We start from the raw sequence: 14101 nt of genomic DNA on the forward strand, positions 1-14101 counted from the left end.
CGCCGGGCCTCGAGTCCGGCGCCCCCCCGAAAAGCCCGCCCTTCCCGGCGGGCTTTTTTTTGATATATCAGCGTTCTCCCTTGTCTGTCGGCGGCTGCTGGTTCGGCTAAAATTGAGCCAACGCGAGAACGAAGAGACCATGACACGACGCATCATCCCTGTTGCCGACGTTCGATCGCTGCCGCCCGAATTGCCCAGGCCGGCCGCGGGAGCCGTGCGCGCGCCGTCCGGCGCGGTCTTCGACGCGCTCGCCAGACCCCTGCGCGACCTTCGCATCTCGGTCACGGATCGCTGCAATTTCCGCTGCGTGTACTGCATGCCGCGAGCCGTGTTCGACAAGGACTACCCGTTTTTGCCCCATTCCGCGCTGCTTTCGCTCGAAGAAATCGAACGGCTCGCGCGGCTTTTCGTCGCGCATGGCGTCACCAAGATCCGCCTCACGGGTGGTGAGCCGCTGCTGCGCAAGAACATCGAATTCCTGATCGAGCGCCTCGCCGCGCTGCGCACGCCCGCAGGCCAACCGCTCGACATCACGCTCACCACCAATGGCTCGCTGCTTGCCCGCAAGGCGCGCGCCCTGCGCGACGCAGGCCTCACACGCGTGACGGTGAGCCTCGACGCCCTCGACGACGCCCTCTTTCGCCGCATGAACGACGCCGACTTCGCGGTAGCCGACGTGCTCGACGGCATTGCGGCGGCACAAGCCGTGGGGCTCGCGCCGATCAAGGTCAACATGGTCGTCAAGCGCGGCACGAACGACGGCGAGATCGTGCCGCTTGCGCGGCATTTCCGCGGCACGGGGGTGACGCTGCGCTTCATCGAATACATGGACGTCGGTACCTCGAACGGCTGGAACATGGCCGAAGTGTTGCCGTCGGCGGAGGTCGTCGCGCGCATTTCGGAACACTGGCCGCTCGTGTCGCTGGAGCCCCACAGTGCCGCCGAAACGGCGCAACGCTGGGGCTATGCGGACGGCGCGGGCGAGATCGGCGCGATCTCCAGCGTGACGCGCGCGTTCTGCGGCGACTGCACGCGCGCGCGCCTTTCGACCGAAGGCAAGCTGTACCTGTGCCTGTTCGCCTCGATGGGTTACGACCTGCGCGCGCTGTTGCGCAACGGCGCCACCGACGCGGCAATCTCCGGCGCCATCGCGCAGGTGTGGGAAGGCCGCGCCGACCGCTATTCGCAGCTGCGGGGCAGCGCGCAGGCGCCGGCGGCCTCCGACGAGCGCCGCATCGAAATGTCCTATATCGGCGGCTGAGCAGCCCATGACGCCGATGAGCGCCAACGCCATTTCCTCCGCATCGATCACGGGCCTCGTGCTCGCAGGCGGCCGCGGCCAGCGCATGGGCGGCGCGGACAAGGGCTTGCAGATGCTGCACGGCAAACCGCTCGCCGCGCACGTGCTCGCGCGCCTCGCGCCGCAGGTCGGCGCCCTCTCGATCAGCGCGAACCGCAACGGCAACGCTTACGCGGCACTCGGCGCACCATGGCGAGCGAGCGTGCTCGCCGATACGCTGCCCGACTTCCCCGGCCCGCTTGCGGGGCTCCTCGCCGGATTGCGCGCGGCGCAAACCGAATGGCTCCTCACTGCGCCCTGCGACTCGCCCTGGCTGCCAGCCGATCTCGCCGAGCGCCTGGGCCATGCCGCGCTCTCGGAGCGCGCCGACATCGTGACTGCGACCACGACGAATGCCGAAGGCGAGGTCTCGCTCCACCCGGTATTCGCGCTCGTACGCACCTCGCTCGCCGACGACCTCGCCGTCTTCCTCGGCGCCGGCGAGCGCAAGGTGCGTGCGTGGTACGCGCGCCACACGGCCGCCGAAGTCGCCTTTGCCGATGAACGTGCGTTTTACAATATCAATTCCTTACAGGAACTGGCCGAACTCGAACGCGCCTGAATTGCAATCGGGCGGTGCGCGGCCAGCCGCCGTCCCCGGCACACGGCCGGCACGCCCGCCTGGACGATCGCCGCACACGCCGTGCGGATGCGACGCTTCCTCATTCGATGACCACGCTTAACCACCCCTCCGGCAGCGCCGGCTGCATCAGCCAGTACGATCCGCAAGCTTTGCCCGTCAGTGCCGCGCAGGCCATCGTGCTGCAGTGGGCGACACCGCTTGCGGCGAGCGAACGCGTGCCGCTGCGTGAGGCGCTAGCGCGCGTGCTGGCCGAAGACGTGATTTCGCCCATCGACGTCCCCGCGCACGACAACGCCGCGATGGACGGCTACGCATTCGACGGCGCGGCGCTGGCCGATGCCTCCAGCACCCTCTCGCTCGCCGTGTGCGGCAAGGCCTTCGCCGGTCACGCCTACCCGGGCGAAGTTGCCGCCGGTGCGTGCGTTCGCATCATGACCGGCGCGCCGATGCCCACGGGTTGCGACACCGTCGTGCCGCAAGAGCATGTGTCGGCGCAGGGCGAAGTCATCGCTTTCGAAGCGAACGCCGTCAAGCGCGGCGCGAACGCCCGCCGCAAGGGCGAGGATCTCGCGCGCGGCGGCGTGGCGCTCGCGGCCGGCCGCGTGCTGCGCGCGTCCGACATTGGCTTGCTGGCCTCGCTCGGCCTCGTCGAGGCGCACGTGAAGCAGCGCCTGCGCGTAGCCTACTTCTCGACCGGCGACGAACTGCGCTCGCCGGGCGAGCCGCTCGAGCCGGGCTGCATCTACGACAGCAACCGTTACGCGCTCGGCGCGATGCTGCAGCGCCTGAACGTCGAGGCGATCGACCTGGGCGTCGTGCGCGACGACCCCGCGGCGCTCGCCGCCACACTGAAACTCGCTGCCGAAACCGCCGATGTCGTGCTAACCTCCGGCGGCGTCTCGGTCGGCGAAGCCGATTTCACGCGCACCCAGCTGCAAACGCTCGGCGACGTCTCGTTCTGGGGCCTCGCCATGCGCCCCGGCCGCCCGCTCGCGTTCGGTCGCATCTGGTCGGGCGGACGCCCAGGCGCGGGCCGCGCGGCGCTCCTGTTCGGGCTGCCCGGCAACCCGGTCGCGACGATGGTCTCGTTCTACCAGATCGTGCGCCCCGCGCTCATGGCGATGGCTGGCGCGCAAGCGCAGCCCGTCCCGCTCGTGCCGGCACTGAGCGATCAGCCGATCAAAAAGCGCGCGGGCCGCACCGAATTCCAGCGCGGCCGCGCGCGCCGCGACGCCAGCGGCCAGTGGCGCGTCGCGCCGACCGGCTCGCAAAGCTCGGGCGCGCTCAGCACGATGAGCGAGGCGAACTGCTTCATCGTGCTCGCCCATGAGGCCGGCGATCTCGATGCCGGCGACGCCGTCGACATCATGCTGTTCGATGGACTCGTCTAGCGCGGCGGCGGCTCAGAGGCCATCAAATCTAACCACACGTCCACACCTGCATAACGGACCGACTACTATGAAAAAACAGATCTCGTTTATCGCTGCGGGCCAGACCGCCAAGGCGCTCATCCTCGTGTACCTGACCTTCAGCGTGCCGATCGTGCTGCTTGGCGTGCTCGTGGCGTTCGTGCGCTATGGCGCGGTCGAACTTTCGACCATCTTCAGCGCGCTGCTGCTCAACGCGATCGTCGGCTTCATCCTGCTGTGGATCGCCTGCCACGCTTACAACTGGGTGGCCTCGCGCTTCGGCGGCATCGAGATCCATCTCTCCGACGTGCCCGAGGAAGCGTGATGGCCGCGACGATCCGCGCCGCCACGGCCGCCGACGTCGGCGCGATGCACGCGCTGATGTACGAGCTCGCGGAGTTCGAAAAGCTCACGCATCTGTTCACGGGCACGGCCGATGGCCTCGCCGACGCCCTGTTCGGCACACGCCCCGCCGCCGAAGCGCTGGTGGCGGAAGACGCCGGCCGCATCGTCGGCTACGCGCTCTTCTTCCACAACTACTCGACGTTCCTGAGCCGCCGCGGCCTGTATCTCGAAGACCTCTACGTGCAGCCGTCGCAGCGCGGCACCGGCCTCGGCACGGCGATGCTGCGCGCGCTCGCGGCGATCGCCGTCGAACGCGGCTGCGCCCGCTTCGAGTGGACCGTGCTCGACTGGAACACGCCGGCCATCGGCTTCTATGAAAAGCTCGGCGCGACCGTGCTGCCCGACTGGCGCGTCGTGCGTATGACCGGCGATGCGCTCGAAAAGCTCGCCGCGCCCGGTGAAACGATGATCGGGTAAGCCAGCGCACCCCACACGCCCGAATGCAAACGGGCCGCCTGGATCAGGCGGCCCGTTTGCTTTTGGCGCGCAGGTTGCGGTCACTCGTCGCCGAAGCCCGCTTCGCTTTCTGCGTCGCCGTTACCGTTACGCACCGCGTCGCCGAGGAGATTCGCGGCGGCCTCGCCCGGCAACGCCTCGACGTCGCGCAACTTACGGTTCATCGCACGCGTGCGCACCTCCGCCGCTTCGATGGAACGCGTGACCGTTTCGAGCTGCGACTTCGTGCGCGCGAGCACGTCGCCGAACTTGCCGAACTCCGTCTTCACCGCGCCCAGCACCTGCCATACCTCGCTCGAGCGGCGCTCGATCGCGAGCGTGCGGAAGCCCATCTGCAGGCTGTTGAGGAGCGCCGTGAGCGTGGTCGGACCCGCCACGCTCACGCGGTAGTCGCGCTGCAGGACATCGGTCAAGCCCGGGCGGCGCAGGATTTCGGCGTAAAGGCCTTCAGTCGGCAGGAACAGCAGCGCGAAATCGGTCGTGTGCGGCGGCGCGACGTACTTCTCGGCGATGGTGCGCGCCTCGGCGCGGATGCGCAGTTCGAGCGCGCGCCCGGCCTCCTCTATCGCGAGCGCGTCCGCGCGCTCCTGCGCATCGATGAGACGCTCGTAGTCTTCGCGCGGGAATTTGGCGTCGATCGGCAGCCAGACCGGCTCGCCTTGTTCCGCACCGCCCGCGCCGCGTCCTGGCAGGCGAATCGCGAATTCCACGCGCTCCGTGCTCCTCGGCACCGTGGCGACGTTCTTCGCGTACTGGTCGGGCGTGAGCATCTGTTCGAGCAGCGCTTCGAGCTGCACTTCGCCCCAGGTGCCGCGCGTTTTCACGTTGGTGAGCACCTTCTTCAGGTCGCCCACGCCCGCGGCCAGCGTCTGCATCTCTCCAAGCCCGCGATGCACCTGCTCCAGCCGGTCGGAAACGAGCTTGAACGATTCGCCGAGGCGCTGTTCGAGCGTGGCGTGCAGCTTCTCGTCGACCGTGCGGCGCATTTCCTCGAGCTTCGCCGCGTTGTTCGCTTCGATGTCCTTGAGGCGCTGTTCGAGCGTCGCGCGCACTTCGGCGAAACGCCGGTCGTTGGCTTCGGTGAGTTGCCCGAGCTGCTGCGTGAGCAACGCGCCGAAGTGGCGCAGCGCGGCGCCCTGCTCGTCGCGCGCCTGCTGGGCCTGCTGTTGCAGGCTCTGGCGCACGGCGTCGAGCTGCTGCGTATTGGCCGCCGTGAGTTTGGCGAGCTGCTGCGCGAAACCGTCGATCTGACTGTTCTGCACGGTCGCGATGCTGCCGAGCTGCGCCGCAAGCGCCTGCTGCACCTGCGCGAAGCCGCCGCCGAATTCGCTGCGCGAGCTCTGCGCCGTGCGCGCAATCTCGTTGCGCAGCTCGCGCTCGATGCGCTCGGCCGCGCGCGCCTGCGTGTCGGTCGAGGCGGCGAGGCGGTCGCTCAGTTGATCGAGCGCGTCGAGCGTGGCCTCGGCGTCGCCATGGCCTTGACGCGCGCGCAGCAACGCCACGAGCGTCACGACAAATGCAATCGCCAGCGCAACGATCGCCAGCGACATGACGGCGAGCGGACTCATCTACGCGCTTGCCCCAGGACGGCGGGGTTGATCGGATTGGGCGGCTGCCCGGCGCGCGGACCCTCGCCGAGCGCGGCGATGAGGTTGTCGGCGGCGAGGTTTGCCATGGCGCGGCGCGTGGCTTCGCTCGCACTCGCGATGTGCGGCGTGAGCACGACGTTCTCCACTTCGAGCAACGCCGGATGTACGCGCGGCTCGCCCTCGAACACGTCGAGGCCCGCCGCCGCGATCTGGCGCGTGCGCAGCGCGTGCGCGAGCGCCGCGTCGTCGACGATGCCGCCGCGCGCGATGTTGGTGAGCGTGGCCGTGGGTTTCATCAGCGCGAGTTCCGCTGCGCCGATCGTGTGATGGTTTTGCGCCGTGTACGGCAGCACGAGCACGACGTGGTCGGCCTGCCTGAGCAGGTCTTCCTTCGACAGATAGTCGGCGTTCAGCTCGCGCTCGATCTCAGGCGCGACGCGCGAACGGTTGTGATACACCACGCGCATGTTGAAGCCGCGCGCACGGCGCGCGAGCGCCTGGCCGATACGGCCCATGCCGATCACGCCGAGCGTGGCGCCATGAATGTCCGAGCCGAGAAACGCGTCGAACGACCACTTGTCCCACTTGCCCGCGCGCAGGAAGTGCTCCGATTCCGTCACGCGGCGCGCGGCCGCCATCATCAGCGTCCAGCCGAAGTCGGCCGTGGTTTCGTTGAGCACGTCGGGCGTGTTGGTGCCGAGCACATTGGCCGCGTTGAAGGCGGCCATGTCGAAGTTGTTGTAGCCCACGGCCATGTTCGACACCACGCGCAGGCGCGGCGCCGCGGCGAGCGTTGCGGCGCCGATCGGGTCGCCCGCGGTGAGCGCGCCGTCCTTGTCGGCGAGACGCTGGTGCAGCGCCTCGGGCGAAAGCGCCTCGCCGTTGTTCCAGTCCACCTCGAAATACTGCTTCAGCCGGTCGATCACGTCGGGAAAGATCGGGCGGGCCACGAGAATCTTTTGCATCGTTGCTCTCCACACTTCAGTCGATGTCCGTCATTGTTGCGCGCGACGGGGCGCTCAGGGAAGTCTTGCGCACTTTTCGCAGGCCGGCTCGCAAGCGGCTTGCGGCTAGACGAAAAAGAGCCAGGTGGCCGCGAGAAAGACCGGCGCGAGCAGCACGCCCGACCAGCCAAGATAGCCGAAGAAGCCCGGCATGCGCACGCCGCGCGACTGCGCGATCGCCTTCACCATGAAGTTCGGCGCGTTGCCGATATAGGTGAGCGCGCCCATCCACACCGCGCCCGCCGAGATCGCGGCGAGCGTTTTCGCGCCGCCGGACATGAGCGCGTTGGCGTCGCCGCCTGCGAGATTGAAGAACACGAGGTAGGTGGGCGCGTTGTCGAGAAACGACGAGAGGAGACCCGTCGCCCAGAAGTACATCGCTTCGTTCGGGCGGCCCGGTGCGTCGTTCACGAAGCGGATCAGTGCGGCGAACGCGCCCGCCTCGCCCGCGCGCAGCATCGCGATGACCGGTGTGATCGTCACGAAAATGCCCGCGAACAGCTTGGCCACCTCGACGATCGGCGCCCACTCGAAACCGTTGTCGGCGCGCGCCGTTTTCGACGTGAACGCGAGCGAAATGAGTGCGAGCGCAACGAGTCCCGCATCGCGCACGAGGTTCTGCAGCTGCAGGTGTGCGCCCGCGACCTCGAAAACGATACCCGGACGCCACACGCCGCTCATCAGCACGAGTGCGATGAGCAGGGCGAGCAGCACGAAATTCGCCTTGCCGCCGATGGAGAGCGCGTCTGTGTCCGGCGTCGGGTCGAGCGAAGCGGCGCGCGCTTCCCCGGCGCGGCGGAAGTACCAGCTGTCGAGCGCGTAGAACATCGCGAGCAGCACGCCGCAAACGAACAGCATCGGCAGCGCGAGATGCTGCGCAGTCCAGAAGAATCCCACGCCGTTGAGAAAGCCGAGGAACAGCGGCGGATCGCCGAGCGGCGTGAGCAGGCCGCCCGCGTTCGCGACGAGAAAGATGAAGAACACGACCACGTGCACGTTGTGCCGGCGGTTGTCGTTCGCGCGCAGGAGCGGGCGGATCAGCAGCATCGCCGCGCCCGTTGTGCCCATCACGCTCGCGAGCACGGTGCCGAGCGCGAGGATCGCCGTGTTCATGCGCGGCGATCCTCGCAGATTCCCGTACACGCAGATGCCGCCCGCAATCGTATAGAGCGCGCCGAGCAACGCGATGAAGGGCAGATATTCGTCGACGACGGCGTGCACGAAAAGCGGATACGTCACGCCGACACCATGCGTGGCCGCGAACGGCAGCAGGAACGCGAGCGCCCATCCCACCGAAATCTTGCCGAAGTGGTGATGCCAGAACGTGGCCGCGAACATCGGGAAGAACGCGATCGACAGCAGCATGCCGGCGAACGGCAGCGCCCAGGCGACGCTGAGCGATGCGCTGTCCAGGGCCGCCGCGTGTGCGTTCGTGCTGAAGAGCGTCAGCGCGGCGAAGAGCGTCCCCGCACAAGGGCTCGCCGTGTTGCGCTTACGCCCCATGTACGACGATCACATGCACGCGATACGGCCCGTGTGCGCCAAGGATGATGGTCTGCTCGATGTCGCCGGTACGCGAAGGCCCCGAAACGAAGTTGACCGCGCGCGGCAGCTCTCCGCGTTCGGCGCGCATGAGCGCGAAGGCGTCTTCGTGGCCCGCAACGATGCGCGAAGCGGGCACGACGGCGATGTGCGTTTCGGGCAGCAGCGCGCCTGAGGCCCACGTCTGGGGGCTGGAAAGCAGGACCAGCGTGCCGGTTTCGGCCGTGGCGCAAAAGCAGCCCGTGAGGCCGACGAGATCGCGATCTTCGGGCTTGCGGAACTGAACGGCGAGACCCGCGCCGGCCCAGTCGAACGTTTCGAGCGTTTGCCACGCGACGGCCTGCATCGGCAGGCTGCGCTCCGCGAGATAGCGTTGCGCGGCGGCGGGCACGTCGGCGAGCTGCTGGACTTCGTCGACCGTGCTCGACATCTTGCGCGCCTCGCCAACGAAGCGCGCGACGAGATCGCCTTCCAGCGGCGGCCGCGGACCTTCGGGATGACGCGCGAGATAGTCGGCCACGGCTTCCCGTTCTTGCGGCGCGGGCGTAGTCTCGCGTCCCTGCGCCGCGCGAATGCGCGCGAGTATGCTGCGGCGGGCGGCCGTCGTATCCATGAACGTCCTCGTCAGATGAAGAAAAGCGACGCGCCGATTATACCGGGGCGTCGCCTGCGATCTGCGGGTCGCGGGGGTGCGTTTTTCAGCCGCTTACTTGCCCGCGCACTCTTCTTCCACGGGCTGCTCGATGCCGAACACCTGGCGCAGATAGGCGAGATACGCCTTGTCGTCGCACATGTTCTTGCCCGGCGAATCGGAGAGCTTGGCAACGGGCTGACCGTTGCAGCGGACCATCTTGATGACGATCTGCAGCGGCTGGTAGCCCAGGTCGTTGGTGAGGTTCGTGCCCACGCCGAACGCGAGGCGGCAGCGCTCGCCGAAACGCTCGTACAGGCGCAGCACCTTGGGAATGTCGAGCGCGTCCGAGAAGATCATCGTCTTCGTGCGCGGATCGCAGCGGTTGTCCTCGTAGTGCTTGAGCAGGCGCTCGCCCCACTCGAACGGATCGCCCGAGTCGTGCCGCGCGCCGTCGAAGAGCTTGCAGAAGTACATGTCGAAGTCGCGCAGGAAGGCCTGCATGCCGTAGACATCCGAGAGCGCAATGCCCAGGTCGCCGCGGTATTCCTTCGCCCACATCTCGAAGCCGAAGATCTGCGAGTCGCGCAGACGCGGCCCGAGCGCCTGGCACGCCTGCAGGTACTCGTGCGCCATCGTGCCGAGCGGCGTGAGGTTGTGCTTCATCGCGTAGTAGACGTTGCTCGTGCCGGTGAACTGCTCGCCGAGATCGTCCTTGAGCGTGAGGATCACCTCCTCGTGCCAGCGCTTCGAGAAGCGGCGGCGCGTGCCGTAATCGGCGATCTTGCAGTCGGCGAATTCGGGCTTCGCGCCGAGCAGCTCGATCTTGTGGCGCAGGCGCTCGCGCCCCTCCTCGTACTGCGGATGATGCTGCGTGTTGCGGAAATACACCTCGTTGACGACGGCGAGCACCGGGATCTCGAAGAGGATCGTGTGCAGCCACGGCCCCTTGATCTCGATGTCGATCTCGCCGTTGGCCTTGGGCGACGGCGTGACCGAGATGTATTTTTCGTTGAGGTGAAAGAGCGCGAGAAAGTCGATGAAGTCGCTCTTGATGAAGCGCATCTTGCGCAGGTAGTCGAGTTCGGTCTCGGCGAAACGCAGCCTGCACAGCTTCTGGATCTCGCTGCGGATCTCGTCGACATAGGGCACGAGATCGACGTTCGGCGTGCGGCAGCGGAAACGGTATTCCACGTTGGCCGCGGGGAAATGATGCAGCACCACCTGCATCATGGTGAATTTGTAGAGATCGGTATCGAGCAGCGAAGTAATGATCATGATGGGCCAGCCGGACTGCAATCGGATAGCGCCCGCGAAGCGGGAACCGGACACGCTGCCGGGCAGATGCCCAGCGGCGGCTCCGGGCGGCAGGCGCCAGCGGTGCGCCCATGTTACCCGAATGCCTGCGCGCCCCGCGCGCCCGCCGGCACGGCCCCTCGCGCGCAAGGGGTAAAACGTTGCGGATCACCCTATCTTATAAACTAATCACGAAACGATCTAAGGACGGTCGCGGGCCTGTGGTTGGGGTAATTCCTCATCAGTTACAATACCGCTTTTGGCGAACCGCCATCCCCCGATACGAAAAGCTTGCAGGAGCTGCCTGAATGACTCACGTTGTGACCGAGAGCTGCATCAAGTGCCGCTATACCGACTGCGTCGATGTGTGCCCGGTGGACTGCTTTCGCGAAGGTCCCAACTTCCTCGCGATCGACCCGGACGAGTGCATCGACTGCGCCGTGTGCGTTGCCGAGTGCCCGGTGAACGCCATTTACGCCGAGGAAGACGTGCCTGGCGACCAGCAATCGTTCATCGAGCTGAACGCCGACCTCGCGAAGGGCTGGCCGAGCATCACCAAGACCAAGGCCCCGCTGCCGGAAGCCGACGAATTCAAGGACGTGAAGGACAAGCTCGCGCTGCTCGCACGCTAATCGCGCGCTGATCGCTTGTTCGGGGTGTCGCCCCGTCTCCTGTGTGGACAGTCCCTCGCGCAGCGGATTGCCCTAAACAGATCGCGACAGGGTATTGACAGGCCCAGCCAGACCCCATAGAATCTCGTTCTCTGCTTTTGTTGATCCCCGATAGCTCAGTCGGTAGAGCGCCGGACTGTTAATCCGTAGGTCCCTGGTTCGAGCCCAGGTCGGGGAGCCAAGATTCGCAAAAGCCCGTTCGTGTTGATCACAGCGCACAACGGGTTTTTTTATGACGTAAAGCGTTGTAGCTGTACTGCTGTTCCCCGATAGCTCAGTTGGTAGAGCGCCGGACTGTTAATCCGTAGGTCCCTGGTTCGAGCCCAGGTCGGGGAGCCAAGATATCGAGGGGTTGCGTGTTTGCACGCAACCCCTTTTTCTTTTGGTGCGCGCGTGGCGCACGCCGCCCTCACCGATAATGTCGCTTCGTCATCTTCGGGAATCCGCATGAAATCCACCCGCCTTGCCGCTCGCCTCGCGCGCCCGCTGCTCGCCTGCGCGAGCCTCGTCGCCTGCGCCGCCGCCCACGCCGAGCAGATCGGCAGCGTGAACACCAACTTCCGCGTGACCGGCTCGGACAAGGTCGTGGTCGAGGCCTACGACGATCCACAGGTGCCAGGCATTACCTGCTACGTCTCGCGCGCACGCACGGGCGGCGTGAAGGGCACGCTCGGCATTGCGGAAGATCCGACCGAGGCGTCGATCGCGTGCCGGCAGGTCGGGCCGATCTCGTTCGCAGGCCCGCTCAAACAGCAGGCCGACGTCTTCAACGAGCGCATGTCGCTCCTCTTCAAGACGTTGCACGTCGTGCGCGTGGTCGACGCGAAGCGCAATGCGCTCGTGTACCTGACCTACAGCGACCGCGTGGTGAGCGGCAGCGCCAAGAACAGCGTCACGGCCGTGCCGGTGCCGGCGGGCACGACGATTCCGCTGCGCTAAACTGGGGATCCGTGCAGGATCCTCCACCATGACCGATTCCCGTTTTCGAGACTCCGCCCGCTACTGGCGCACGCCGCTTCTGCCCGGCGCGGATCTCGTCACGGCCGAATACAACGAACATACGTTCGCGCCGCACTGGCACGAGGCCTACACGATCCCCGTGATCGAGGGCGGCGCGGAATGCTTTCGCTATCGCGGCGCGCAGCATGTCGCCGCGACGGGCAGCGTGCCGGTGATCAATCCGGGTGAGCTGCACACGGGTTCGCGCGCCGTCGAAGAAGGCTGGAGCTATCGGGTGATGTACGTGCCGATCGACTTCCTGCACGACCTCGCCGGCGAAATCGCCGGGCGCACGCAGCCGCTGCCGTGGTTCGACGCCGAGGTGATCCACGATCTCGATCTCGCGCATCGGCTCTCGCGCGCTCACCGGCTGCTGGAAGCCGACGCCGACTGGCGGCGCGCCGCGGCCGTGCCGGAATCCGCCACGAGCGCCAGTTCGGCTGGCGTGGCGGCGCTCCCCGCGCGTTCCGGCGGAGCCACTACTCCGGCGCCGTGTGCCGATCTGCTCGCCGTGGAAGGCTCGCTGCTCGACGCGCTCTCGACGCTGCTCACGCGCTACGGCCGCACGCGCGAGGCGGCGCTCAGGCACGGTCCGAACGATCCGCGCGTGGAAACGATGAAGGCGCTCCTCGCCGCCGATCTCGCCACGCCGCTGCGCGTGGCCGATCTCGCCCAGGCGGTGGGCCTTTCGCCGTTTCACGCCACGCGGCTCTTCACGCAGGCGACCGGACTGCCGCCGCACGCCTGGCGTACCCAGCTGCGCCTGCAACGCGCCCTCGCCCCGCTGCGCGACGGCGCCACGGTCGCCGATGTCGCCGCGGCGAGCGGTTTCACCGACCAGAGCCATTTCACGCGGCACTTTCGGCGCATGTTCGGCGTGCCGCCGGGGCGCTGGCAATCGTCCTGAACGCGCGAGCCCGCGTTCCGCCGCAAGAACGTACAAGCCACGCGTAAGACCACCCGCTATGCTGTCCCCTTGTATCAGGAGGACAGCTTGACCACGCATCCCAACCGCCTTGCCGAATTCATCGCCGGCGCGCGCGACATGATCCCCATGATGATCGGCGCCGCGCCCTTCGGCGTGATCTTCGGCACGCTCGTCACCTCGGGCCCGCTTTCGCTCTGGCACGGCCAGTTCATGTCGCTCGCCGTGTTCGCCGGCTCGGCGCAGTTCATCGCGCTCGGGCTGATCGCCTCGCACGCGAGCTTCGCGGTGATTCTCGCCACCACGTTCATCGTGAACCTGCGGCACGTGCTCTACAGCGCGACGCTCGCGCCTTATGTCTCGCACCTGCCGCTGCGCTGGCGTCTCGTGCTCGGCGGCCTGCTCACCGACGAGGTCTTCGCCGTCGCGTGGGCGCATTTCCGCCGACATCCGCCCGGCGACGACGTTTCGCCGTGGCATTTCCTCGGTTCGGGGCTCTCGATGTACCTGAACTGGCAACTCTGGACCGCGGCCGGCCTGCTGTTCGGCGCGGCGTTCCCGGGTCTGCAGTCGCTCGGCCTCGACTTCGCCATGGTCGCGACCTTCATCGCCATCGTCGTGCCGCAGCTCGTTGCCTTGCGCTACCTCGCCGCCGCCGCGACTGCGGGCGCGCTCGCCTTTTTCTGGCAGGGCTGGCCGTACAAGCTCGGGCTGCTCGGCGCCGTGCTCGCTGGCGTGGTCGTGGGTGTCGTGCTCTCGCGCCCAGGTTCCTCGCGCGGCGCCCGCGCCGCCAGCGAGTCCTCCCGCAAGTCCCCCAACGTCCAACGCACCGCAGGAGCCGGGCAATGAACTACGTCGTCCTGATTCTCGGCATGGCCCTCATCACCCTGGTCATACGCACTGCGGTGTTCGTGCTCGGCGACCGGCTGGTGTTCCCGCCGCTCGTGCGCACCGCGCTCGGCTTCGTGCCCGTCACCGTGCTCACGGCAATCATCGTGCCGATGGCGGTGTCGCCCCACGGCCAGGGCGCCGAGCTGACCTGGCGCAACCCGCAGCTCGTCGGCGCGCTCGCGGCGATCATCGTCAGCGCGCTCACGAAGCGCCCGCTCCTCACCATCGCGGTCGGGCTCGGCGTGTTCTTCCTCTGGCAAGGCGTCGTCCTGCGCTAGAGCCGCCTCTCGCACCTTACGCTCAAGTTTCACCCCGGAGCGCCGTTAAACCCGTCAGGGCCTGCTCTGGCAGGCCACTGCTC

Annotated in this window: 15 protein-coding genes and 2 tRNA genes; 12 read left to right on the forward strand and 5 right to left on the reverse strand. The window is 67.3% G+C overall.

The features are described 5' to 3' along the window. The first annotated feature begins 139 nt into the window (after nucleotides 1–139). The 5 genes from moaA to A3CW_RS0129105 all read left to right on the forward strand — a co-directional run bounded on the left by moaA (nucleotide 140) and on the right by A3CW_RS0129105 (nucleotide 4153). Complete coding sequence (gene moaA / locus A3CW_RS0129085) at nucleotides 140–1261, forward strand: GTP 3',8-cyclase MoaA (RefSeq protein WP_028206696.1); 1122 nt, start codon at nucleotides 140–142, stop codon at nucleotides 1259–1261. 7 nt (nucleotides 1262–1268) lie between these two features. After that, the gene (gene mobA, locus A3CW_RS0129090; protein ID WP_407669774.1) at nucleotides 1269–1901 is read left to right on the forward strand and encodes a molybdenum cofactor guanylyltransferase MobA; all 633 of its coding nucleotides are present in this window, start codon (nucleotides 1269–1271) and stop codon (nucleotides 1899–1901) included. A 107-nt stretch (nucleotides 1902–2008) separates the two neighbouring features. Continuing rightward, entirely contained in the window at nucleotides 2009–3313 is a 1305-nt protein-coding gene (gene moeA / locus A3CW_RS0129095) for a molybdopterin molybdotransferase MoeA (protein ID WP_028206698.1), read from the forward strand. Between the two features lie 67 nt (nucleotides 3314–3380). Then, nucleotides 3381–3656 (forward strand): hypothetical protein, encoded by a 276-nt coding sequence (locus A3CW_RS0129100; protein WP_028206699.1) that lies wholly within the window; start codon nucleotides 3381–3383, stop codon nucleotides 3654–3656. After that, on the forward strand, nucleotides 3656–4153 hold the full coding sequence (locus A3CW_RS0129105) for a GNAT family N-acetyltransferase (protein WP_028206700.1): 498 nt from the start codon (nucleotides 3656–3658) through the stop codon (nucleotides 4151–4153). Before A3CW_RS0129100 ends, A3CW_RS0129105 begins: the two co-directional genes overlap by 1 nt. Nucleotides 4154–4233: 80 nt before the next feature. Here A3CW_RS0129105 and A3CW_RS0129110 read toward each other — a convergent pair whose 3' ends face one another. From A3CW_RS0129110 to pncB, 5 genes are all read right to left on the reverse strand, one after another. After that, nucleotides 4234–5760 (reverse strand): DNA recombination protein RmuC, encoded by a 1527-nt coding sequence (locus A3CW_RS0129110; protein ID WP_028206701.1) that lies wholly within the window; start codon nucleotides 5758–5760, stop codon nucleotides 4234–4236. Further along, nucleotides 5757–6746, reverse strand: a complete 990-nt coding sequence (locus A3CW_RS0129115) for a 2-hydroxyacid dehydrogenase (protein ID WP_028206702.1) — start codon at nucleotides 6744–6746, stop codon at nucleotides 5757–5759. The genes A3CW_RS0129110 and A3CW_RS0129115 overlap by 4 nt, the downstream gene beginning before the upstream one ends. A 105-nt stretch (nucleotides 6747–6851) precedes the next feature. Further along, entirely contained in the window at nucleotides 6852–8288 is a 1437-nt protein-coding gene (locus tag A3CW_RS0129120; protein WP_028206703.1) for a sodium:proton antiporter, read from the reverse strand. Further along, on the reverse strand, nucleotides 8278–8940 hold the full coding sequence (locus A3CW_RS0129125) for a LutC/YkgG family protein (RefSeq protein WP_028206704.1): 663 nt from the start codon (nucleotides 8938–8940) through the stop codon (nucleotides 8278–8280). Before A3CW_RS0129125 ends, A3CW_RS0129120 begins: the two co-directional genes overlap by 11 nt. 93 nt (nucleotides 8941–9033) lie before the next feature. Continuing rightward, the gene (gene pncB, locus A3CW_RS0129130; RefSeq protein ID WP_028206705.1) at nucleotides 9034–10236 is read right to left on the reverse strand and encodes a nicotinate phosphoribosyltransferase; all 1203 of its coding nucleotides are present in this window, start codon (nucleotides 10234–10236) and stop codon (nucleotides 9034–9036) included. A 326-nt stretch (nucleotides 10237–10562) separates the two neighbouring features. Between pncB and fdxA the strand changes: the two genes are divergently transcribed. From fdxA to A3CW_RS0129165, 7 genes are all read left to right on the forward strand, one after another. Next, nucleotides 10563–10886, forward strand: a complete 324-nt coding sequence (fdxA, locus tag A3CW_RS0129135; RefSeq protein ID WP_028206706.1) for a ferredoxin FdxA — start codon at nucleotides 10563–10565, stop codon at nucleotides 10884–10886. Nucleotides 10887–11030: 144 nt separating this feature from the next. Then, nucleotides 11031–11106, forward strand: a tRNA-Asn gene (locus A3CW_RS0129140). 82 nt (nucleotides 11107–11188) lie between these two features. Beyond that, a tRNA-Asn gene (locus A3CW_RS0129145) sits at nucleotides 11189–11264 on the forward strand. Nucleotides 11265–11372: 108 nt separating this feature from the next. Then, nucleotides 11373–11864, forward strand: coding sequence for a CreA family protein (locus A3CW_RS0129150; RefSeq protein WP_028206707.1), 492 nt, complete (start codon nucleotides 11373–11375; stop codon nucleotides 11862–11864). A 28-nt stretch (nucleotides 11865–11892) separates the two neighbouring features. Beyond that, complete coding sequence (locus A3CW_RS0129155; protein ID WP_028206708.1) at nucleotides 11893–12831, forward strand: AraC family transcriptional regulator; 939 nt, start codon at nucleotides 11893–11895, stop codon at nucleotides 12829–12831. A gap of 138 nt (nucleotides 12832–12969) precedes the next feature. Then, a complete protein-coding gene (locus A3CW_RS47930) occupies nucleotides 12970–13698 on the forward strand; it encodes an AzlC family ABC transporter permease (protein WP_081771862.1) in 729 nt (242 codons plus the stop codon). Next, nucleotides 13695–14018 carry an AzlD domain-containing protein gene (locus A3CW_RS0129165; protein WP_028206709.1) on the forward strand — a complete coding sequence of 108 codons (324 nt, stop codon included), beginning with the start codon at nucleotides 13695–13697 and terminating at the stop codon, nucleotides 14016–14018. Before A3CW_RS47930 ends, A3CW_RS0129165 begins: the two co-directional genes overlap by 4 nt. Nucleotides 14019–14101: the final 83 nt, after the last annotated feature.

The organism is Paraburkholderia nodosa DSM 21604 (assembly GCF_000519185.1).
Taxonomy (GTDB): Bacteria; Pseudomonadota; Gammaproteobacteria; order Burkholderiales; family Burkholderiaceae; genus Paraburkholderia; species Paraburkholderia nodosa.